We start from the raw sequence: 21,578 nt of genomic DNA, 5'->3' as shown, positions 1-21,578 counted from the left end.
AGACTTGCCACATGATGAGCAAAGCCGGTAACGCCGCCGAGGCCGTGCCCGCGGGCGCGCAGGCCGTCACCCGGGCGCTGGGCATGCTGCAGTGCTTCCGGGACAACCCGGGCGACCTCGGCGTGTCCGAGCTGGCGCGGCGGATGAACCTGTCGGTGTCGACCGCGCACCGGATCGCCCGCACGCTGGCCGCGACCGGCTTCCTGGCGCTGGCCGAGGGCAGCCTGCGCTACCAGCTCGGGCCCGCGGTCGCCGAACTCGGCCAGCTTTCCCTGTACCAGCGCGGAATCCACCTCGCCGCGGACGAACTCGCCGAGGTCGCCAAGGCCACCGGCACCACCGCCGACCTGGCCATCCGCAACGGCTCCGACGCGGTGATCCTGGCCGGCACGAGTGTCGCCCTCACCGCCGGGCTCGGACTGCGCCGCCCGCTGCACTCGACGGCGCTGGGCAAGGTCCTGCTCGCGTGGGCCCCGCCGGGGGAGGACGACCTGGACGCACTGCCGCCGCTGACCGCCTACACGGCACGCACCATCACTGCGGTAGCCGATCTGCGTGCGGAGCTGGACCGCGTCCGGGAGGCCGGTTACGCGCTGAACGACGGGGAATCAGCGTTCGGCGTAAGGACGATCGCGGTGCCGGTATTGCGTGCTTCCGGCCACGTGCACGCGGCGCTGGCGCTTCGGTCCACTTCGGACACATTGACGGACGACCGGTTGCCGTGGTTCCTCTCGCGCGCGCAGCGATGTGCCGACGCGTTGGCGGTGTTGTTGCTGGAGCCGGGGCAGCGGTACTAGTTCGACGGCCAGGGCGGCCCGGGTATCGTCCGCCGCAACGCCGGCGCCACCTCGGCCTGAAACAGCTCCAGCGCCGCACGGTGTTCCTCCGGCGTCCGGCCGTCGCGGTCCGCGGACAGATGCGTCACGCGGTGGCCGAACTGCTCGTGGTACCGCAGCACCTTCTCAGTGACCTGCGCCGGGCTTCCGATCAACGCGGAGCTGCGTTCCACGAAGTCCTCCAGCGTCGGGAAAACCACCTCCTGGCCGAGTTTCCGCTGAAGCGCCAGCCGGGCCGCGAAGATCGGCCGGTACGCCTCCAGCGCGTCCTGTGACCGGCTGGCCAGGTGGAATCCGGCGGTGCCCGCGCCGACCACCGCGTCGGCGGGATCGCGGCCGTGGAAGGCCCAGCGCTGCCGGTAATGCCGGATCAGCTCGGCGTACGGTTCGATCGGGTTGGTCACGTTGGCGGAGAACAGCGGATCCCCGTGTTTCGCGGCGAGTTCGACGGATTCGCGGCTCGTGGCGCTGCCGTGCCAGATCCGGATCGGCTGCTGCAACGGCCGCGGCCACACCTCGGCGGCGTGCAGCGGCGGCCGGAACCGGCCGGACCAGGTGACCCGGTCGGCCTGCCACAGCTTGCGGAACAGTTCGTAGCCCTCGGCGTTGCGGTCCCACTGGTCCTCGGGCGTGACGTCGAACAGCTCGCGCTGGGCGGAGCCGTTGCCCTTGCCGATGATGAGTTCGAGCCTGCCGCCAGAAAGGTTGTCCAGCATCGAGTAGTCCTCGAACGCGCGCACCGGGTCGAGCAGGCTGAGCGTGGTGACCGCGGTGAACAGCCGGATCCGGCGCGTGCGGGCGGCGATGTGGCTGAGCACCACGGGCGGGGACGACGACAGGAACGGCCGCTCGTGCCGTTCGCCGACGCCGTAGCCGTCGAAGCCCAGCTCCTCGGCCAGTTCGGCGTTGTCGATGACCTCGCGGAGCCGCGCGTCGGGGGCGGCGAGTTCGCCGGTGACGGGGTCGGGGGCGTGCGTGATGAGGGTGATCAGGAGGAATCTCACGGCAGCTCCAGGTGTTCGCGCAACGTGGTGCCGGTGTATTCGGTGCGGTACACGCCGCGGTCCTGCAGTTCCGGCACCAGCCGGTCCACGACCTCGTCGATCGTTCCGGGCACGAGGTGCGGGGTGAGGTTGAACCCGTCGACCACCCGGTCTTTCGCGTAGCGGGCCCATTCGTCGGCGACCTGGCCCGGCGTGCCGACGAACGCATGGTGCCGCGGTTCGACCTCCAGCACCAGTTCGTGGATCGACAGTTTTTTGGCCTCGGCGAGGTCGCGCCACTGCTGGATGCGTTCGAGCTTGCCGGTGCGGTGCTCGACGGAGATCGTGCCGCGCGACGGATCCAGCTCGCCTTCGGCCGGTTCGATGTCCGGCAAGGGCCCGTGCGGGTCGAAGGAGGACAGGTCCTGGCCCCAGTACTGTTCGAGGAAGGCGATGGCGCGCTGCGGATTGAGCTGCCGCCGGCGGATCTCCTCGGCGCGTTCGGCAGCGTCGCACGGCGTGTCGCCGAGGATTACGGACGCGCCGGGCAGAATGCGGACCGCGTCGGCCGACCGGCCGTGGCGGGCCAAGCGATCCCGCAGGTCCGCGGCGTAGGCGGCGGCTTTGTCGTAGGCGGTGTTCGCGGAGAAGACGACGTCGGCGTGCCGCGCGGCCAGCTCCCGGCCGCCGGGGGAGTCGCCGGCCTGGAACAAAACGGGGCGGCCCTGCGGGCTCGGCGGGACGGTCGGTTCGGCGCGCAGCCGCACCAGGTCGGTGTCCGCTTCGGCGGGTCCGGCCCACAGCGCTTTCGCTGCTTCGACGAACTGGGTCGCGCGTTCGTAGCGGCGTTCGTGGGCCAGCCAGCCGCCGTGCCGGAAGTTGGCTCCGGTCCAGGCATTGTCGGTGGTGACGATGTTCCAGCCGGCCCGTCCGCCGGAGACGTAGTCGAGCGAGGCCAGGCGACGGGCGAGGTCGGCCGGGTAGTTGTAGGTGGTGTTCTGCGTGGCGACGAGGCCGATTTTCGTGGTGGCCCCGGCCAACGCGCTCAGCTGCGTGATGGCGTCCGGGCGGCCGGCGACGTCGAGGGCGTGCACGCGGCCGCGGTTCTCCCGGACCCGCAGGCCCTCGCCGAGGAAGAACGCGTCGAACAGCCCGCGTTCCATCGTGCGGGCCACTGACACGTACGTCTCGATCTCGGTGTGTGCCGCGTTCGACGGGTCGTCCCACAGGAACTGCGGCCCGACACCGGTGTAGAAGACTCCGAGGTGCAGCTGCGCGGTCATGCGATTCCCTTCGACGACACGGCGAATCGGTTCTCGGGACGCGGAAGACCCAGCGTCGCGCGGAGCGTCGCACCCGGCTCCGGTGGCGTGAGCAGACCGCGCCGGCGCAGTTCGGGCAGCACTTCCTGGTTCAGCAGCGGCAGGTCTTTTGCTGCCGGGTGCAGGCGTACGCCGTCGAGGTCGAGCTGTGCCAGGAACGGGACGAGGCCAGCGGGGTCGCCGGTGTAGCGGGTGCGGCCGCTCGGCGGCCGGGCGGCGGAATCGAAGCGGACTTCCAGCTCCCCGAACACCAGGGGAGCGGCCTGCCTGCGGTGCTGGAGATTGCCGGTGAGGACAATGTCCGGCCGGACGACGTCGGCGAAGTCCTCCGCGGCGAGTACGACGAGGCTGCCTTGGGGCGGGCGCGGGGTGATCAACGGGCCTTTGACGGAGAACGTTTCCCCGGTGAAGTCCACGTGGTGGACCTTGTCCGGATCCAGGTAACGGCCGGTGGCGAGGTCGGTGATGACCGCGTCGTCCTCCCACGAATCCCACAGCCGCCGGATCACCTCGACGACGTCGGCCACCTCTTGGCGGAGGTTCGCCGGTGCCGCGCGGCCGACCGTCGCGAGCGCGGCGGGAGTGGCGGCGGTGCCCACGATCCAGGCGGCGCGGCCGTGCGTGGCGTGGTCGAGGCTGGCCAGCTGGGCGGCGAGGTGGAACGGTTCGGCGGTCAGCACGTGCGACGTCGGGGCCAAGCCGATGCCGGACGTCTGGGCGGCGGAATAGGCCGCGCGGACCGTGGCGTCGACCCGGAATCCGCTGGCAGGCGGGACGGGTGCGTCGTCGAAGGTGGCGAAGGCGAACCCGGCTCGTTCGGCGTCGGCGACCGCCGCCGCCAGCGCGGGCGGGCTGGTTTCGGGATGCGCTCCGTCGAGTTCGACGGCCAAGTGCAACGTTTTCGGTGAACTCATGCGGGCACGGCCCTCTCGATTCGTTTGTGCCAGAGGTAGCCGCCGCCGGGGGTCCGCCGCACTGCTGCTCAGGATGTGGGCGGCCGGGCGGTGTTGTTCCGGCGGTGTCCACAAAGGAGGCTGTCCCAGCTGGTGGACGACAGGGAACGACGGCGCCGGCCCGCCTACAGTCCTGCGGTCATGAGTTCCGATTCGAAGCCGAAGGGCGCTGGGCGGATCAGCGCCGACTGGGCCGCGGTGCTGGTCGCGGCCGTGCTGGTGGCGCTGGCCGCGTTCGGCGTGCTGCCGACGATCCCGTTCCTGGTCAAATGACGGCCGCGGTGGAGGGCCGCCGCGCGGCGCCCGCGGTCGTGAAGTACGTGCCGGGACTGCTGCTGCTCGCCGCGGTGGGCATCGTGGGAACGCTGGCACAGAACGGAGTGCGCAGCCTCGGACAGGCGACCGGGACCGCGCTGCCGGACATCGAGTACGTGCTGTGGGCGATCGTCCTCGGACTGGTCATCCGCAACACGATCGGCATCCCGGCGCTGTTCCGGCCCGGCGTGGGCACCTACGAGTTCTGGCTGAAGACCGGCATCGTGCTGCTCGGCGCGCGGTTCGTGCTGGGCGATCTCGCCAAGCTCGGCGGGTTCAGCCTCGGCCTGATCCTGGTCGACATGGCCGTCGCGACCACGGTGATCCTGCTGGTGGGCAAGGCTTTCGGACTGGGCGGGAAACTGTCGTCGCTGCTGGCGATCGGCACGTCGATCTGCGGGGTGTCGGCCATCATCGCCGGCCGCGGCTCGATCGACGCCGACGACGAGGACTCCGGATACGCCATCGCCGCGATCCTCGCACTGGGCGCGGTCGCGCTGTTCACCTTCCCGGCGATCGGGCACGCGCTGAACCTGACCGACACCGAATTCGGCCTGTGGGCGGGACTCGCGGTGGACAACACCGCTGAGACGACCGCGACCGGCGCGGCGTATTCCCCGCACGCGCAGGACGTCGCGGTCGCGGTGAAGAGCACGCGGAACGCGCTGATCGGGCTCGTGGTCCTCGGCTACGCGGCGTACTGGTCCACGCGCGGCGGCAAGGCGGTCGCCAGCGGGGCGAAGGGCCGGGCCGGCTTCGTGTGGCGCACCTTTCCGAAGTTCGTGCTGGGGTTCATCGCGGTTTCCGCACTGGCCACCGCGCACGTGTTCACCAAAGCGGAGGTCGCCGACCTCGGGAATCTCTCGAAGTGGGCGTTCCTGCTGTGCTTCGCCGGGGTCGGCCTGAACTTCGACCTCCGGCAGATGGCGCGCAGCGGGCTGCGGCCGCTGGTCGTGGCGGCGCTCGGGCTGGTGGTGGTCGCGGGATGCTCGCTCGGGCTGGTGCTGCTGACCTCGCAGTGGTTCAGCTTCTGACTCCGCCTGAGACTGTGCCGCCGCCAGACCCCGGGCGGCGGCACAGTCATTCTCAGCGCGCTTCCCGGGTCGCGGAGTCGAGCGCGGCCAGCAGGATCCCGACCGCCGTGCGCACGACTTCCGCGGCGACGTTGAGGGGCGGAAGCAACCGCACCACGCCGTCGCCGCGCCCGCCCAATTCGACGATGAGCCCGCGACGCAGCGCGTGGTTCTGCACGGCCAGCGCGAGTTCCGAGGCCGGCGCACCGGTGCGCGGGTCGGTCAGCTCGATGCCCCACATCAGGCCGGTGCCGCGCACGTCGGTCACCCACGGGTGGCCGGCCAGCGGGGAAAGCAGCTCCTCGAGCTGGTGCCCGCGCTCGACGACGTTGTCCAGCACGCTGTCGCGGTTGACGACCTCGATCGCCCGCGCGCCCGCGGCGAAGGCGAGCTGGTTGCCGCGGAAGGCGCCGGTGTGCGCGCGGGGAGCCCAGTTGTCGAGCCGCTCGTCGTAGATGATCAGCGAGACCGGCGAACCGATTCCGCTGAGCGCCTGGGACGCGACGATCACGTCGGGTTCGATGCCGTAGCGCTCGAAGGCGAACCAGGTCCCGGTCCGGCCGCAGCCGGTCTGCAGTTCGTCGACGATCAGCGGGATCTCCAGCTCCCGGGTCAGCTCGCGCACCCGGTGCACGAATTCCGCCCTTGCCGGGACCACGCCGCCCTCGCCCTGCACGAGTTCGAGCACCACCGCCGCGGGCAGCGGGACGCCGCCGTCGGGGTCGTGCAGCGAGCGTTCGAGCAGCTCTGAGCAGCTCGCCGCGCAGGTGTCCGGATCGAGCCCGACCGGGCAGCGGTGGCAGGAGGTGTACGGGAAGTACTGCGTGCCGCTGGAGACCGGGCGCTGCCGTCCGGCCAGCCCGGACAAGCTCAGCGCGGCGGGCGTGCCGCCGTGGAACCGGCCCTGGAACGCCACGACGCCGCCGCGCCCGGTCGCGGTCTTGCACAGCTTCAGCGCGGCTTCGACCGCGTTCGTCCCGGCCGGCCCGCAGAAGTGCAGTTTCATCCGCGAGCGCAGCGCCGGGGGCAGCATCGCGAGCTGGGCCTCGGAGAACTCGTCCTTGACCGGGGTCGGGAAGTCGAGCGCGTGGGTCAGCTTGCTCAGCTGCGCGGTCATCGCCGCGACCAGTTCGGGATGGTTGTGCCCGAGGGACAGCACCCCCGCCCCGGCGAGGAAATCGATGAACACGTTGCCGTCGGCGTCGCGCACGAAGCTGCCGGAGCCCTCGGTGATCGCGATCGGCAGCCGCCGGGGGCCGCCGCGGGCGTTCGGCTCCCGGCGGTCCTGCCGGGCGAGGTACTCGGCCGAGCGCGGGCCGGGCAGGTCGCAGTACACGGCGGGGCCGGTGAGCGGCGTGGGGTGCTCGAGGGTCGTCATCTGGCCTGTTCTCCCCTGACAGTGGTGGCGGGGCGGCCGCCCCGGTGCTCGGCTGCCGTCGTCCCTCCACAGTGGACAAAGACATTCCGCCCGGCGCGTTTCTCCCCGAATAACCGGGGCGGCCGTTCGCCCGGGTGCGGCGGTATTGTGTTTCCGGCCCGGGGACGGGCCGGACGCTCGCGCGTTCGCGGATGCGTTCCGCCGGCGTCGGGCGGCGCGTCCGGCGTCGAGTCCGTCATGCACTCCTCCTCGTTTTCCGCAGGGATTCGCGAGCCGCCGGAAAACGGCTCGCGGCGGCCGGGAACTGTTTGTTCTCGGGCAGACCGAGGGAGGGCCGCGCGGGGCGCAGCCCTCCCTCGGTCGACCTCGCTGAAATACCGCGGGGCACAGCGTAGCGCAGGCGGTTACGGTCGAACGGGGTGTCCGCCGGGTGCCCGCCGGGCTTGGCTCCGGTCCGAAAAGAATCGTCCGGGGTAAGGCAAGGCAATGCGCCAGGCGAGTGAAGACAACGATTTCACGGAGTTCGCCGCACTGGGCTGAACGACTGAATGCGCGACGGTGTTCGCGGAAAAGGGAAACGGAACGTGAATATTCACGTTCCGTTTCCGCGGTGTGAATCCGGGGACGAAGACCGCATCGTGGGACATTTTCCGGCCGGGGGCGAAAGGGGTTCGGGATATGACGAAACGGAGAAATGCACGACGGTCGTGGCCGGGGCGCTGATTTCGCCGCCGGGACCCGGCTGGGCCGCTGTTTCCGCGACGGGCGGGCGGCGGGCTGCGGTATCGGCGGCGGCGGGTCGGCCGGGTGGTCCAGACCAAGCCGATGGTTCAGACCGGTCGGCCACTGGTTCAGACCATCGCGGCCGCTGTTCGCCCGCGGTCGAGCCGGGGGAAGGGGTCTGGTCCGGCGGGACGCGTGCCGCCGGACCCGGATGACGTAGTGCGTCGTGAACGCGGGCCCGCGGATCGAGGTTTTTTCCGGCCGTAACAGCGCCTCGGGATGCTTATGGCTGACAATGTTGACTGTACGAAAGTTGCCAACGTTCGATGTTTGAGACAGTTCTACGTTGCTCTAGCGAGGAAAATGCCTGCTGTAGAGCGGTGAATAATTAACCGGATAGTGCACTGCGGGCATGACACACCGTCGCCCTCTTGCTACGCGCCGGGGCGATCTGTGGCCCATCCCACTGCCTCTGTACACCCGCTGTTTCCGTTTCGTAATCTTCTCGCGCTTTTGCGGTGACCTGCGATCTACCCCGAGGATCAGCGACCCGGAGCCGCCGCGCACCGTCGCGGCTCGCTGCCTGAAGAAGGCGGCGGGGACGGTGCCGTGGTGTGACAGCGAAGGAGCCCACCTACCGTGGGACGGCACAGCAAACCCAGCAAGACGAAATCTGTTCTCCAGCGCACCGGCGCGACCGCGGCTCTCGCGGGCGCCACCCTCGGCGGCATCGGCCTCGCCGGGGCGGGCACGGCCAACGCCTTCCCGGGGCAGGCCGGCATCGTCAAGTGCGAGAGCAGCGGCAACCCGACGGCCGTGAACAACACCGCGGCGGGCCAGCGCGCGGGCCGCCCGGCGGGCCTGTTCCAGATCGTCACGAAGACCTGGCTCGCGAACGGCGGCGGCCAGTTCGCCCCGACGGCCGACAAGGCCACGCCGGCGCAGCAGCAGATCGTGGCGGACCGCATCTACGCGAAGCAGGGTTCGGCCCCGTGGCAGTGCCGCGGCGGCTCCGGCCCGGCGAAGTACGCGAACTTCGGCGGCGACACCTCCGGCGGCTCGGCGGAGGTCGAGGCCGTGGCCGCGAAGCCGAAGTCCGAGGTGAAGGTGAAGGCGAAGGTCAAGTCCGGCCCGAAGCACGCGGCCCCCGCGTCGAACCCGGACGGCACGTACACCGTCGCGGCCGGCGACACCCTCTCCGGAATCGCGAAGAACCTCAACGTCGAAGGCGGCTGGCAGCACCTGCAGCAGCTGAACCAGAAGTTCATCCCGGACGCGAACCTGATCCTGACCGGGCAGAAGATCGTCACGAAGTAACCCCGCCGAGGGCCCCGGGCCGCGCCCGCGTCGCTTTCCCCCGATCGACGCGACCGCGCCCGGCGGCCGCCGGTGCACGCGCGCGAAAGTGCGCTCGGGCACCGCGCGCACCCGGCGGCCAGCGTGCGGTGCGGACGGGTCTGCTTCGTGGGAACACGGGCCCGTTCGCGCCGCACGCCTTGCCGGAAGGGCGGAGACGTCAGCCTTGGCTGCCGTCGCGATCCATCGGCAGCGGTCGACGAACTGCCCGATCAGCTCGCCGTAATGCCGCCTATCGGCGCACCCGAAGCGGCACACTGTTCAACAACGAAAGCGCATCAGCACTAGCACTGCCCGGCTCAGCCAGATAGACGATCAGCTGCTGCCCAGGCGCACTCCGCACGTCGAACGCCTGATACGTCAGCGTCAGCGGCCCAACCGCGGGATGTACGAGCTGCTTCGGCTCGCGAGTCTTCCCCCGCACCTGATGCGTCTCCCACAAGGCCCGGAACTCCGCACTGCCCTCGCTCAGCTCCGCCACCAGCGACGGCAGCGCGGGATCTACCGCGGACCGCAGGTTTGCCACGGTCGCCTGTGCGGTCCAGTCCCAACGGGCGTAGAACTGCCGCCCCGCCGGGTCGAGGAACGTCATCCGCGCGAGGTTGTCCGCGGACTCGAACGGGGAGAACAATGCATCGGCGAGGGTGTTTGTCGCCAGGATGTCCAGGATCCGGTTGAGCACGAACGCTGGGGACTGCGAGTAGGTGTCCATGAGTTGGCGCAGTTCGGGGCTCACGGTCTGGGGCGCCGGAGCGCTCTGCCAGACCACTCCGGCGAGGCGGTACAGGTGGGCGCGGGCGTCTAGGTCCAGGTCCAGTGCGCGGCACAGCGCGTCGAGCACCTGTCCCGACGGCCGGGTTTCGCGGCCTTGTTCCAGGCGGGTGTAGTAGTCGACATTCACCCCGGCCAGCACGGCGACTTCCTCACGGCGCAGGCCGGGGACCTTGCGCCGGCCGGAGTAGTGCACGCCGGCGTCTTCCGGGGACCGTTGTGCGCGGCGGGCGCGCAGGAAGTCGCCCAGTTCGGTGCTGGCCATGCCGTCCAGGGTAGGCGGCGGCTGGGTGGGTGTGACACGTCCTGTCAACGAGGTCCGCCGCCGATGAGACTGGCGGGCATGACGGAGGAGATGCTGGCGGGGAAGGTCGCCGTGGTCACGGGGGCGGCGCGCGGGGTCGGTGCGGCGACGGTCGAGTGGCTGCACGCTCGTGGCGCGCGGGTGCTGGCCACGGACGTCCGGCCCCAGGTCGGGGAGCTTGCCGACCGGTTCGACGGGGTGTCGGCGCTGGTCGGGGATGTGTCCAAAGAGGATGTCGCGGTGCGGACCGCGGCCGCCGCGCTGGAACGGTTCGGCGGGTTCGACATTCTGGTCGCCAATGCGGGCCGTTCGGTGAACAAGCCGGTCACCGAGACTACGGCGGCCGATTGGGACGAGCTGATGTCCATTAATGCTCGCGGCGCGTTTCTGCATGCGCGGGAGGCATTCCGGGTGATGCGGGAAAACGGCGGGGGAGCGATCGTGACGGTCGGCTCGTTCGCTTGCACGGTCGGGCTTGCCGAAGCGGCGGCTTACAGCGCGTCAAAGGGAGCATTGGCGCAGTTGACCAAAGTGCTCGCGCTGGAAGGCGGTCCGCACGGAATTCGCGCGAATGTCGTCGCGCCCGGGGTGATCGAGACCGATCTGCTCGATACGTTCCGGGCCGACAGCCGGGCGTATTTGCGGTCCTTCGGCGACGCCCATCCGCTGGGCAGGGTCGCACAGCCCGAGGAAATCGCCGAGGTGATCGGGTTTCTTGCCTCGCCCCAGTCGGCGTTCATCACGGGAGCGGTCGTCGCTGCCGACGGTGGATATACCGCGGCATGATTCTCGAGGAAAGGAAAGGAAAGGCATGAGGCTCGACGGAAAGGTCGCGTTGCTGACCGGGGCGACCGGTGGCATCGGGCAGGCCACGGCGGAACTGTTCGCGAGCGAGGGTGCGAGGCTGGTAATAACCGACGTTGATCAAGCAGCGGTGGAGAAGCTCGCCGAACGGTTGGGAACGGAGGTGCTGGCCGATCGGCTGGACGTTTCCTCGCCGGAGAATTGGCGCGAAATCGTCGAGCGGACCCGGCAGCGTTTCGGTCGCCTCGACGTTCTGGTCAATATCGCGGGAATCGTGGACTGGCCGGGGATCGAGGAAACCGGAAAGGACGCCTGGGACCGGGTGATCGCGGTCAACCAGACCGGGACCTGGCTCGGGATGAAGACCGCGATGCCGCTGCTGCGCGCCTCCGGAAACGGATCGGTCGTCAACACTTCCTCGGTGCTGGGCCTGGTCGGCAGCGGCGCGGCGGCCGCGTACCAGGCGTCCAAAGGCGCGGTGCGGTTGCTGACCAAAACCGCCGCGGTCGAGTACGCGACCCGTGGCGTCCGGGTCAATTCGGTGCATCCGGGCGTCATCGCCACGCCGATGATCCAGGACCTGCTCGACGAGCAAGGCGACCGGCAGCCCGACATCGTCCGCACGCCGATGCGCCGCGCGGGCCGCCCGGCGGAGGTCGCGCAGGCGATGCTTTTCCTGGCCAGCGACGAATCCTCGTTCGTCACCGGGACCGAACTGGTCGTGGACGGCGGCCTCACCGCGTACTGACACCGGGCTCATCTACTATCCGAAGTAGTAGATGAAAGGAGCACGATGACGGGCGCCCGCGGAAGGATCCGGGCCGGGCTCGTCCTGGCCGGGTTCGCGGGCGGGGCGGCGCTCGCCGCGGCTGCGGAGCGAGTGCCCGAGCGGCCAGCCGTTACCGGGCACGACGTTCTCCCGACAGCGGCGCGCCCGCCGGAGGCAGAGCTGGCGCTGCTGAAGTCCGCGGCCAAGGTGCGTGACAACCGGAAAGCGCGCGAAAAAGCCCGCGCCTACGCACCGACGAACGGCGTGATCACCTCGAACTACGGGGCCCGTTGGGGCACCACGCATTACGGCCTGGATGTCGCGAACGCGATCGGCACCCCGGTCCGGACGCCGCTCGCCGGAACCGTGCTCGAAGCCGGACCGGCGAGCGGGTTCGGGCTGTGGGTCCGGGTCCGGCACGAGGACGGGACCGTCACGGTGTACGGCCACCTCAACCGTTACTCGGTCGCCGCCGGGCAGCGGGTCGCGGCGGGGCAGGTGATCGCCGAGGTGGGCAACCGCGGGCAGTCGACGGGGCCGCATCTGCACTTCGAGGTCTGGGCGGCGGGGGAGCGCAAGACCGATCCGCTGCGCTGGCTGCGGAGGCTCGGGGTGCGGATCGAACCGGGCGGGTGACCCAGGGTGGACGGCGGGCGACGCATGCGAGACAATGCATGCACGTTTCACTATATATCCTGGTAGGGGGTTCGATGGGCGAGCAGCACGGGCACGGGCACGGAGTAACGGCGGGCGCGGATCGCAAGTGGCTGGTGCGGGCGCTGGTGCTGATCGTCGGGTTCATGGCCGTCGAACTGGTCGTCGGCCTGATCGCCGGGTCGCTCGCGTTGATCACCGACGCGGGCCACATGCTGACCGACGCCGCCTCGATCGTGCTCGCGCTGGTCGCGATCCGGCTGGCCGCGCGTCCGGCGAAGGGCGGGTTCACCTATGGCCTCAAACGCGCGGAAATCCTGTCCGCGCAGGCCAACGGGATCACCTTGCTGCTGCTGACCGCGTGGTTCCTGTACGAGGCGGTCACCCGGCTCGTCGAACCGCCGGAAGTCCAGGGCGCGCTGGTGCTCGTGACCGCGCTGGCCGGGATCGCCGTGAACGTCGCGGCGAGCTGGTGCATCAGCCGGGCGAACCGGTCGAGCCTGAACGTCGAGGGCGCGTTCCAGCACATCCTCAACGACCTCTACGCGTTCATCGCGACCGCGGTGGCCGGCGCGATCGTGTGGTGGACCGGATTCGCCCGCGCGGACGCGATCGCCGCGCTGGTGGTCGCGGCGCTGATGGCGAAGGCGGGCTGGGGGCTGGTCCGCGAATCGGGCCGGATCTTCCTGGAGGCCGCGCCCGCGGGCATCGACCCGGAGGCGGTCGGGGAGCAGGTGGCGTCGGTCCCGGACGTGGTGCAGGTGCACGACCTGCACATCTGGCAGATCACCTCGGGCGAGCCCGCGCTGTCCGCGCACGTGCTGGTGCGGCCCGCCGCCGACTGCCACGCGGTGCGCGCCGGGATCGAGGAGATCATGCGGTCCCGGCACCGGCTCGACCACACGACCCTGCAGGTGGATCACGCGGACGAGGACCGGACCGAGCATTGCGAACGGTCGCACGGCCCGGTCTACCGCTTCACCGGACCGGTGCCGGGAACCTGAGCAGGCAAGCTGCCGGAAGCCGAAACAACCGCTGACGACGCTGGATGACCGAGCCCTAGGATGCGGGGCGTGCAGGGACTGGGCGAGCTTGAATCGGCGGCGATGGACGTCTTGTGGCGCGCGGGCGAAGCGCGCACGGTCCGCGAGGTGCTGGAGGAGCTGAACCGGGACTTGGCCTACACGACCGTCCTCACCGTGCTGGATCACTTGCACGGCAAGGGCTGGGTGGAACGTGAAAAGCACGGCCGCGCCTACTGCTACACGCCGGTGTGGTCGCGGGAGGAAGCCGCGGCGCGCGCGATGCGGAGTCTGCTCGCCGACGTCGGCGATCCCGAGGGCGTGCTGCTGCATTTCGCGCAGTCGGCGTCGGAGGGGGAGCGGGCGGCGTTGCGGCGCGGGCTGCGGAAGCGCTCGTGATCGTCTCCGCGGCACTGGTCGCGACCGTGGCCGTGGTGGGTTTCTGCGGACCGGCTCTGCTGCGCCGGGCGTTGCGGGCCCGGATGCCCGGACCGCTGCGGTTCGGCGCGTGGATTCTGTTGCTGGGCAGCATGATCGCCGCCGGAGCCGGTGCGGTGGCGACGGCGTTCGGGCCGGGACACGAGGCGGCGCGGCACCTTGTCGCGCGGCTGCGGATCGATGCCTTGCGACACCAGGAAGTGTTGCATTTGGACGAAGTGCTCGGCGTGTCCGGCGCGTTGTTCGTGGCGGGCGCGGCCGGGGCGTTCGCGGTGGCCTCGGTGCGGCTGTACCGGCATCAGCTTCGCTTGCGCGACCGGCATTTCGCGGAGCTGTCGATCGTGTGCCAAGCCAGCCGCGCGGGAGTGTGGTGGCTGCCGCTGGAGGAGAAACTCGCCTACAGCATCGCGGGAAAACCCGATCTGGTCGTGCTTTCCGAAGGACTCGCGAAGGACCTTTCCGCGCCGGAACTCGCCGCGGTGGTCGATCACGAGCGGTCCCATCTGCGTGGACGGCACCACCGGCTGGTCGGGTTCGCGCACGCGGTGTCGGCGGCGCTGCCGTTCGTCCCGCTGGCCCGGCAGTCGCCGGAATTCGTTGCCGCCGCGGTGGAATTGAGCGCGGACGCCGCCGCGGGCCGACGGCACGGACCGGCGACCGTCGGCGCGGCGCTCGACCGGATGCATCCGGTGCGGTCCAAGGCCGTCGCCTTGCGGCTGGGGCACCTCGCGAGCAGTGGCCGTCGTCACAAAAGCGCGCTCCGCGTCCGGGACAGCGTGCTCGTTCTCCTTGCCTCGGCGGTACTTCCGCTCGGCACCGCCGCCGCGCTCGTGGTCGCCGGGGCCTGGACGGCTACTCCCGCCCTGCTCCACGCCTGACCGCTATGACTACTATGTCCGGTAGTACGCGCGAACGGGGGTTGATCAGGTGCTGGGCCGAAAAACGCAGATCATCGCGGGTGTCCTCGCCGGGCTGGTGCTGACGACGGGGTGCACGGCCGCATCGGACCCCGGCCCGGCCGCCGGCACCGAGCAGAAGAGCAGCGTCGCGCCCGTGCCCGCCACCCTCGACTTAGGACCGAAGGACGGCGCCACCGACGTCGCGCCCGGCGAACCGGTCACCGCGGTCGCCGGAGGATCCACTCTCAGCGAGGTCACCCTCGCGGCCTCGGACGGCGCCGCGGTCCCCGGCGAGATGGACCCCGCGAAGCAGCGCTGGAACTCCACCAAACCGCTGGAGTACGGCACGAAGTACACGATGACCGCGCGTTCGGCCGGCGCGGACGGCAAGCCGGTGACCCGCACCAGCACCTTCACCACCGCGACCGCCCGGGCGCAGGCGTATCCGTCGGTCATCCCGCTCGACGGCGAGACCACCGGCGTCGGCATGCCGATCACGATCAAGTTCTCCGCGCCGGTCTCGGACAAGGCGGCGGCCGAGAAGATGCTCACCGTCACCTCCGACAAGCCGGCCACCGGGGCGTGGCGCTGGTTCGGCGACGACGAGGTGCACTACCGCACCAAGGAATACTGGCCCGCGTACTCCTCGATCACCCTCGACATCAAGATCGCCGGCCGCTCGCTCGGCAACGGGGTGTTCGGCAAGGCCGACCGCAAGATCTCCTTCAAGACCGGTCCGTCGATCATCTCGAAGGTGTCCGACCACGAGAAGCAGATGCGGACGTACAAGGACGGCAAGCTCGTCCTGACCTCCCCGGTGAGCCTCGGCAAACCGTCGGCGCGCAGCGTTTCGGGCACCATGCTGATCATGACCGTGCAGTCGCCGTACACAATGGACTCCAGCACGTACGGCGTGCCCACCGACGCGCCCGGCGGCTACCGCACCACGGTCAAGTACGCGCTGCGGCTCACCAACTCGGGCCAGTTCCTGCACTCCGCGCCGTGGTCGGTGCGGCAGCAGGGGCATTCCAACACCTCGCACGGCTGCCTCAACGTCAGCGTCGACAACGCGAAATGGTTCTACGAGAACTCCCATCGCGGGGACATCGTCACGGTGACCGACACCGGCGCGGATCTCAAGCCCGGCGACGGCTGGACCGACTGGCGCTTCAGCTGGGAAGACTGGCAGAAGAAGGCCTGATCCCGGGAGACGGCGCACCGGGGATGCCGGGTGCGCCGCCCGTGCGGATCACGCGGGCCTGGCGTCAGGTCCGTGAGGGGAACCCTGAGGGAATCAGAGTCCGTGAAGGTTCCCCTCACGGACGGCGGCCGATGCGCCGCCCGCGCGGCTCAGCTCAGACCGACTGCCGGGGCCGGGGCGAAAGCACGTCCTCTCCGTAGATGCCCTGCAGCCAGTTGGTCTGGTAGATCGTGTCGAGATAGCGCTCGCCGAGGTCAGGGGCGACGGCCACCGCGGTCAGATGGTGCGCGTCGTGCTCGGACAGCCAGCTGGTCGCCCCGCTGACCACGGTCCCGGTCGACCCGCCGAACAGGAACCCGTTGCGCGCCAGCCGGTGGCACGCCCGGACCGAGTCCGGCTCCTCGACCGTGACCACGTCGTCCACATAGGACTCGTCGAGGATCGCCGGGCGCACGCTGGTGCCCAGCCCCGGCAGCATCCGGCGGCCGGCGGGGCCGCCGAAGGTCACCGAGCCGACGCTGTCGATCGCGACGATCCGCACTGGCCGGTGCCACTGCCGGAAGAACCGCGCGCAGCCCATCAGGGTGCCGGTGGTGCCCGCCCCGACGAACAGCACGTCGAGGCTCGGGAACGCGGCCGCGATCTCCGGGCCGGTCCGGTGGAAGTGCGCGCCCCAGTTGTCCGGGTTGGTGTACTGGTTGAGCCACACGTAGCGGTCGTCGGACGCGCACAGCGCGCGCACGTGGTCGATGCGCGCCCCGAGGAAACCGCCCTCGGGACTGGGTTCGGTGATGATGTGCACCTCGTTGCCGAGCGCCTCGATCGCCCGGCGCGTCGCGAGGTTGCAGCGCGAATCGGTGACGCACAGGAACCGGTACCCCCGGCTGGCCGCGATCATGCTCAGCGCGACGCCGAGATTGCCCGAAGAGGACTCGACGATGATCGAGCCCGGCCGCAGCAGGCCGTCGCGCTCGGCGGCGTCGACCATTTCGGTGGCGGCCTTCAGCTTGATGGAGCCGGCGAAGTTGAACCCCTCGCACTTGAGGAACAGCGAATAGCCGAAACTCCAGCGGAGGTCGACGTACAGCGCCTCCTCGTTGAAGGCTTCGGGAACGGTGATGACTGGCACGGTGATCTCCCCTTCAGACAAAGCTCAGTGGCGGACGGCGCTCAGCCATACCGGCGCAGTTCGTGGAAGAAGTCCTCGATGACATGCAGTCCGCCGGCGTCGGCCACTCTCTCGTGGACGAAGGCTCCGACCGCGAGGTCGAGGACGCCGAGCCCGAACGGCGAGAAGATCAGCGGCTGGTCCGCGGGCGGGCTGATCCGGCCGGACAGCACGTCGTCCAGGGTGCCGAGCAGGAAATCCCGGCTCCCCGTCCGCTGTTCGACCAGATGCGGCGAGGTGTTGGCCTTGAGGCAGTGGTCGACGTCGTCGACGATGTTCGCCGACGCCAGCAGGACCTCCGGCGCCAGATCGCGCAAGGAGACGTGCAGGACCAGCGGATTGTGCGCGAACCACGAGGGATCGTGCACGTGCGGTTCGCCGGCGATGGTCGCGAAGACCACCAGATCGCTCTCGCGGATCAGGTCTTCGGCGGTCTCGCGCACGGTGATGCCGCCGCCGAACCCGGACTGTTCCAGATAGCCGCGGAACCCCGCCGCGCTGTCCGGGTTCAGGTCGTGGACGTTGATCTCGTCGAACTCCCAGCCGGTGCCGGCGAGGAAGGTGTGGATGTAGCGGGCGATCAGGCCCACTCCGAAGAACCCGATCCGCCTTGGCCGTTCCCTGGTCCGGCTGAGCCAGTCGGCGGCGAGCGCGGCCGACGCCGCGGTCCTGGTCGCGCTGATGATGGAGCTTTCCAGGCAGGCGAACGGATAACCGGTCGCGAGGTCGTTCAGGATCAGCACCGCCGACGCCCGCGGGATCCCGGCGGCGACGTTGCCGGGGAAGCTGGAGATCCACTTCAGCCCCGCCACGTTCGTCTTCCCGCCGAGGGAGGCGGGAAGGGCGATGATCCGGTCGGCCGGCCGGTCGGGGAAGCGCAGGAAATAGGACGGCGGGTTGACCGAATCGCCGGAGCCGTGCACCCGGTAGGCGGTCTCGACGAGGTCGACGACCTCGCGTTCGCGCCCGGCCAGCGCCTGCTGGACCTGCGCGCCGGAGATCACCGCGAACGGCGGCACGGCGACCGGCGCGGCGGATTCGGACGCGCCGGCGGAAGAGAGCGTGGTCACTGGGTTTTCCCCTCGGAAGCGAGCGAGCAGTCGGAAAGTCGTACCGGGTCGGCCAGCCCGACGAGCACCTCGCGCAAGCCCTCGTAGGCGTCCCGGCTGTGCGCGGTGCGGACGTTGTCCACCAGCAGGAGATCTCCCGCCTCCCACGGTTCGCGGACGGTGTGTTCCTCGTACACCTCGTTCAGCAGTTGCACGACGTCCTCGCCGATCGGCTCTCCGTCGCCGAAGCAAGTGTTGAACGGAAGCCCGTCGGCGCCGTAGATGTCGACGAGGTACTCGTGCACCTCGGGTGCCATCGTCCATTCGTTGAGGAAGGCGATCTGGTTGAACCAGCAGCGCTGCCCGGTGACCGGATGCCCGACGATCGCGCTGCGCCGCTGCCGGGTGCGCAGGCCGCCGTCGGACTGCCAGGCGAACTCGATCCGGTTGGCGCGGCAGTAGTTCTCGATCGCGCCGCGGTCCTCGGTGCCGAACGCTTCGGCGACCGAGGCCCCGATCTCGTCGTTGAAGCTGCGGGTGAGCAGCCAGCCGTCGCGTTCGAACCGCGTGCGCAGGTCGCCGGGCAGGGCGGCCAGCACGGCGGCGGAATCGCTGACGCCGGTGACCCCGCCCGAGGACGGCGGGCGGACGCAGGCGAACAGCATCAGGCCGGGGAATTCGAGGGTGTAGCTCAGTTCGTGGTGCATGCACATCGGCTGGTTCGGCGGCCATTCGGTCGAGGAGTGCACCCCGCCGGGATGAGCCGTGCGGGGCGCGAACGCCTCCCGTTCGGTCATCAGCAGGTCGGCCAGCCTGCCGAAGACCGCCGCGACGACGGCCTGTTCGGCGAGCCCGAGGCCCCGGACCAGCACCGCGCCGTTTTCGGCGACGAGTCTTCGCACCGCCTCGCGGTGCGTGCTCGCCCAGCCCGCCGGGTCGCCTCCGGCGTCGGCCCGCAGCAGCGCGGGCAGCCCGGGACGGACGTCCAGGTCCGGCGGAGAGGTCTTGGGCAGGGATTTGGACAACGACATCGTGGAATCCTTTCGATTTCCGCGGTTCAGGAGGGGGTGGCGCCGGGCCGGCTGTCGAGCAGCGCGGCCAGGTCGGCGAGGACCGGATGCTTCGCGACATCCTTGATCGAGACCGCGCGGTCGAGCGCGATCGCCAGCTTCACCGCGGACAGCGAGGTGCCGCCCCGGTCGAAGAAGTGGTCCAGCCTGCCGATCTGGCCGGGCCGGACGCCGAGCACCTGCGCCCAGGCCCCGGCGAGCCGCTGCTCGGTGCCGGTGGCGGGGGCGCGGTAGTCCTCGTCCGTCGCGTCGAGTTCGGCGGCCAGCACGGCGAGGTTCTTCTTGTCGATCTTCCCGTTGGCGGTCAACGGCAACTGCTCCCGCCAGTGGAACGCCGAGGGCAGCATGTACTCCGGCAGCGCGGCGGCGAGCTGCTCCCGCATCAGGCCGAGGTCGAGGCGTTCGCGGCTGGAGTAGAACGCGACCAGCCGCTTGCTCTGCCCGCCCCCGCCCGCCACGACCACCGCGCCGTCGCGCACCCCGGGCACCTGCAGCAGCGTGTTCTCGATTTCGCCGATCTCGATCCGGAACCCGCGGATCTTGACCTGCGAATCGCGTCTGCCGAGGAACTCCAGCTTGCCCTCGGGCAGCCAGCGGCCGTGGTCGCCGCTGCGGTAGAGCCGGGTGCCCGGCCGGTGCGGGTCGGTGGTGAAGGCCAGCGCGGTGCGTTCCGGATCGTTGACGTAGCCGCGCCCGACGCACACGCCGGAGAACACGATCTCGCCGGGAGCGCCGAGCGGGACCGGGTTCAGCCGTTCGTCGACGACGTACACGCGCACGTTCTGCACCGGCGGTCCGAGCGGCACCCGTTCCCGCTCCGGCGCACGGTCCATCACCTCGTGGTTGGTGTCGTCCGAGGTTTCGGTGAGGCCGTAGGCGTTGACCAGCTTGACGTCCGGCATCGTGGCGAACCAGCGCTGCGCCAGCTCGGTCTTGAGCGCCTCGCCGGTCACCGAAACGCAGCGCAGGTCCGGCAGCGCGACCGGGTTCTTGTCCACCGCGGACAGGACGACCTCGAGGTAAGAGGGCACGACCTGGGCCACGGTGACCCGGCCCGCGCCGAGTTTGTCCACGAACCGGTCCGCGTCCAGGATCACGTCCTGTTCGATCAGCAGCGTGGTTCCGCCGACCAGGAGCGCGGAAACCAGCTGCCACAGCGAGATGTCGAAGCACTGCGGCGCGACCTGCGCCACCACCGAATCCGCGGTGACGCCGAGGTCGTTGATCTTGGCGTAGAGATGGTTGACCATCCCGGCGTGCTCGCACATCGCGCCCTTCGGCTCGCCCGTGGAGCCCGAGGTGAAGTAGATGTAGGCGAGCTGGCCGGCGTCGACGGCGATGTCGAGGTCGTCTTCGGAGTGGTCCTCCTCGTATGCGGCGTCGACGAACAACGTCCGCACGCCGGGCAGCAGTTCGACGGCCTTGCGCAACGTGGTCGTGCTGCCCAGTTCGGTCAGCACCAGCTCGCAGCCGGCCCGGCGCAGCGTGGTCGCGATGCGGTCGGTCGGGAAATGCGGCTCGATGGGCAGGTAGACGCCGCCCGCCTTGAACACCGCGAGCACGGCGGCCATCCAGTCCAGATTGCGTTCGGTCACCACCGCGACGACGTCCTCGCGCCGCAGCCCGCGCGCCACGAGCGCCCTCGCCAGGCGGTTGGCCCGCCCGTTGAGTTCCCGGTACGTCCACTGCCGCTCGCCGTGCACGGCGGCGACCGCGTCCGGATGCCGGGCGACGTTGCGCTGGAACAGCTCGTGGCAGCGCAGGTCCGGCAGTTCTACGCGGGGTCCGGCGAGCCCTTCCAGCTGCAGTTTGAGTTCCGCGGCCGACAGCAGCGTCGTTTCGCGGTGCGGCGCGCTGACGTCGGTGCGGATCAGCGTGAGCGCGCTCAGGTGGTAGCCGAGGACGCGTTCGGCGCTTTCGGAGTCCAGCACCCCGGTCCGGAAGCGCAGCCGCAGCGTCTCCAGCCCGGGCGAGACGTCCACCTGCAGCACGGTGTCCCCGGCGAGGTCCCCGGCGGTGCCGGTCGGGTCGAAGACCGTCTCGAACGGCGGCGCGAGGATGCCGAGTTCGGCGCGCAGTTCGTCGACCGGGAAATCCCGGAAGGCCAGCGTTTGCGCGTCGATCCGCGCGGTGTGCTCGATGAGGTCGCGCCAGGTCTCGGACTCGGTGCTCAGCCGGCAGGGCAGCGGCTTTCCGCCGGGCCCGGCGACGTAGCCGGTGCACACCTCGGCCTCGCCCGACAACGCGGACAGCACCTTGGCGTGAGCGGCGAGCAGCACCGAACTCAGCGGCACGCGCAGCTGTTCGGCCAGCCGCCGCAACGAGGCAGCGATGCCCGGCGGGATCGGCGTTTCGTGGTCGCCGACGGCGGAGCCGGGGTCGAGCGTCCATCTCGGGACGCTGGTGCGGCCGCCGGCGGTGAGTACTTCGCGCCAGTGCTCGCGCCCCGCTCCCAGTCCGGTTGTCATGGGTCTTCCTTCCCGTGGTTGT

The 21,578-nt window shown here is 70.2% G+C and carries 20 protein-coding genes; 11 read left to right on the top strand and 9 right to left on the bottom strand.

The genetic code is table 11. The features are described 5' to 3' along the window. Positions 1-11 precede the first annotated feature (11 nt). Positions 12-797: an IclR family transcriptional regulator gene (locus ACFSVL_RS23760; protein WP_378307663.1), complete on the top strand. Its 786-nt coding sequence runs from the start codon at positions 12-14 to the stop codon at positions 795-797. Here the strand turns inward: ACFSVL_RS23760 and ACFSVL_RS23755 are convergent. Genes ACFSVL_RS23755 through ACFSVL_RS23745 form a run of 3 tightly spaced genes read right to left on the bottom strand, consistent with a single transcriptional unit; the run spans position 794 to position 4,055 of the window. Then, positions 794-1,840 carry an LLM class flavin-dependent oxidoreductase gene (locus ACFSVL_RS23755; protein ID WP_378307661.1) on the bottom strand — a complete coding sequence of 349 codons (1,047 nt, stop codon included), beginning with the start codon at positions 1,838-1,840 and terminating at the stop codon, positions 794-796. The two genes, ACFSVL_RS23760 and ACFSVL_RS23755, sit on opposite strands and share 4 nt — an antisense overlap. Next, on the bottom strand, positions 1,837-3,102 hold the full coding sequence (locus ACFSVL_RS23750; RefSeq protein WP_378307659.1) for an LLM class flavin-dependent oxidoreductase: 1,266 nt from the start codon (positions 3,100-3,102) through the stop codon (positions 1,837-1,839). The genes ACFSVL_RS23755 and ACFSVL_RS23750 overlap by 4 nt, the downstream gene beginning before the upstream one ends. Further along, positions 3,099-4,055: an LLM class flavin-dependent oxidoreductase gene (locus ACFSVL_RS23745; RefSeq protein WP_378307657.1), complete on the bottom strand. Its 957-nt coding sequence runs from the start codon at positions 4,053-4,055 to the stop codon at positions 3,099-3,101. The genes ACFSVL_RS23750 and ACFSVL_RS23745 overlap by 4 nt, the downstream gene beginning before the upstream one ends. A gap of 180 nt (positions 4,056-4,235) precedes the next feature. On the opposite strand from ACFSVL_RS23745, the gene ACFSVL_RS23740 reads away from it, so the two are divergent. Together ACFSVL_RS23740 and ACFSVL_RS23735 are read left to right on the top strand one after the other, a co-directional pair. After that, positions 4,236-4,367: a hypothetical protein gene (locus ACFSVL_RS23740; RefSeq protein ID WP_378307656.1), complete on the top strand. Its 132-nt coding sequence runs from the start codon at positions 4,236-4,238 to the stop codon at positions 4,365-4,367. Further along, complete coding sequence (locus ACFSVL_RS23735) at positions 4,364-5,443, top strand: YeiH family protein (protein WP_378307654.1); 1,080 nt, start codon at positions 4,364-4,366, stop codon at positions 5,441-5,443. The genes ACFSVL_RS23740 and ACFSVL_RS23735 overlap by 4 nt, the downstream gene beginning before the upstream one ends. A 52-nt stretch (positions 5,444-5,495) precedes the next feature. Here the strand turns inward: ACFSVL_RS23735 and ACFSVL_RS23730 are convergent, their stop codons facing one another. Then, positions 5,496-6,860, bottom strand: coding sequence for an aspartate aminotransferase family protein (locus tag ACFSVL_RS23730; protein ID WP_378307652.1), 1,365 nt, complete (start codon positions 6,858-6,860; stop codon positions 5,496-5,498). A 1,362-nt stretch (positions 6,861-8,222) separates the two neighbouring features. Here ACFSVL_RS23730 and ACFSVL_RS23725 point away from each other — a divergent pair. Then, entirely contained in the window at positions 8,223-8,900 is a 678-nt protein-coding gene (locus ACFSVL_RS23725) for a LysM peptidoglycan-binding domain-containing protein (protein WP_378307650.1), read from the top strand. A 271-nt stretch (positions 8,901-9,171) separates the two neighbouring features. Here ACFSVL_RS23725 and ACFSVL_RS23720 read toward each other — a convergent pair whose 3' ends face one another. After that, entirely contained in the window at positions 9,172-9,975 is an 804-nt protein-coding gene (locus tag ACFSVL_RS23720) for a helix-turn-helix transcriptional regulator (protein ID WP_378307648.1), read from the bottom strand. A 78-nt stretch (positions 9,976-10,053) separates the two neighbouring features. Here ACFSVL_RS23720 and ACFSVL_RS23715 point away from each other — a divergent pair, with 78 nt between their 5' ends. From ACFSVL_RS23715 to ACFSVL_RS23685, 7 genes are all read left to right on the top strand, one after another. Further along, positions 10,054-10,800: an SDR family NAD(P)-dependent oxidoreductase gene (locus ACFSVL_RS23715; protein ID WP_378307646.1), complete on the top strand. Its 747-nt coding sequence runs from the start codon at positions 10,054-10,056 to the stop codon at positions 10,798-10,800. A 25-nt stretch (positions 10,801-10,825) separates the two neighbouring features. Next, positions 10,826-11,566, top strand: a complete 741-nt coding sequence (locus tag ACFSVL_RS23710; protein ID WP_378307644.1) for an SDR family NAD(P)-dependent oxidoreductase — start codon at positions 10,826-10,828, stop codon at positions 11,564-11,566. 45 nt (positions 11,567-11,611) lie between these two features. Further along, a complete protein-coding gene (locus ACFSVL_RS23705) occupies positions 11,612-12,223 on the top strand; it encodes a M23 family metallopeptidase (protein WP_378307642.1) in 612 nt (203 codons plus the stop codon). A 74-nt stretch (positions 12,224-12,297) separates the two neighbouring features. Next, positions 12,298-13,245: a cation diffusion facilitator family transporter gene (locus ACFSVL_RS23700; RefSeq protein WP_378307640.1), complete on the top strand. Its 948-nt coding sequence runs from the start codon at positions 12,298-12,300 to the stop codon at positions 13,243-13,245. Between the two features lie 69 nt (positions 13,246-13,314). Next, complete coding sequence (locus ACFSVL_RS23695; protein WP_378307638.1) at positions 13,315-13,662, top strand: BlaI/MecI/CopY family transcriptional regulator; 348 nt, start codon at positions 13,315-13,317, stop codon at positions 13,660-13,662. Next, positions 13,659-14,579, top strand: a complete 921-nt coding sequence (locus tag ACFSVL_RS23690) for a M56 family metallopeptidase (RefSeq protein ID WP_378307636.1) — start codon at positions 13,659-13,661, stop codon at positions 14,577-14,579. The genes ACFSVL_RS23695 and ACFSVL_RS23690 overlap by 4 nt, the downstream gene beginning before the upstream one ends. A gap of 49 nt (positions 14,580-14,628) precedes the next feature. After that, positions 14,629-15,801, top strand: a complete 1,173-nt coding sequence (locus ACFSVL_RS23685) for a L,D-transpeptidase (protein ID WP_378307634.1) — start codon at positions 14,629-14,631, stop codon at positions 15,799-15,801. Between the two features lie 154 nt (positions 15,802-15,955). Here ACFSVL_RS23685 and sbnA read toward each other — a convergent pair whose 3' ends face one another. The 4 genes from sbnA to ACFSVL_RS23665 are packed head-to-tail and all read right to left on the bottom strand — an operon-like array spanning position 15,956 to position 21,556. Further along, complete coding sequence (sbnA, locus tag ACFSVL_RS23680; protein ID WP_378307632.1) at positions 15,956-16,930, bottom strand: 2,3-diaminopropionate biosynthesis protein SbnA; 975 nt, start codon at positions 16,928-16,930, stop codon at positions 15,956-15,958. Positions 16,931-16,971: 41 nt separating this feature from the next. Beyond that, positions 16,972-18,039, bottom strand: a complete 1,068-nt coding sequence (gene sbnB, locus ACFSVL_RS23675) for a 2,3-diaminopropionate biosynthesis protein SbnB (RefSeq protein ID WP_378307630.1) — start codon at positions 18,037-18,039, stop codon at positions 16,972-16,974. Further along, on the bottom strand, positions 18,036-19,049 hold the full coding sequence (locus tag ACFSVL_RS23670) for a TauD/TfdA family dioxygenase (RefSeq protein ID WP_378307628.1): 1,014 nt from the start codon (positions 19,047-19,049) through the stop codon (positions 18,036-18,038). Before ACFSVL_RS23670 ends, sbnB begins: the two co-directional genes overlap by 4 nt. A gap of 26 nt (positions 19,050-19,075) precedes the next feature. Continuing rightward, a complete protein-coding gene (locus ACFSVL_RS23665) occupies positions 19,076-21,556 on the bottom strand; it encodes a non-ribosomal peptide synthetase (protein ID WP_378307626.1) in 2,481 nt (826 codons plus the stop codon). Positions 21,557-21,578: the final 22 nt, after the last annotated feature.

The organism is Amycolatopsis silviterrae (assembly GCF_042684085.1).
Taxonomy (GTDB): domain Bacteria; phylum Actinomycetota; class Actinomycetes; order Mycobacteriales; family Pseudonocardiaceae; genus Amycolatopsis; species Amycolatopsis silviterrae.
Note: the sequence above shows the minus strand (reverse complement) of the source record. Positions and strands in the feature narration are given on the sequence as shown.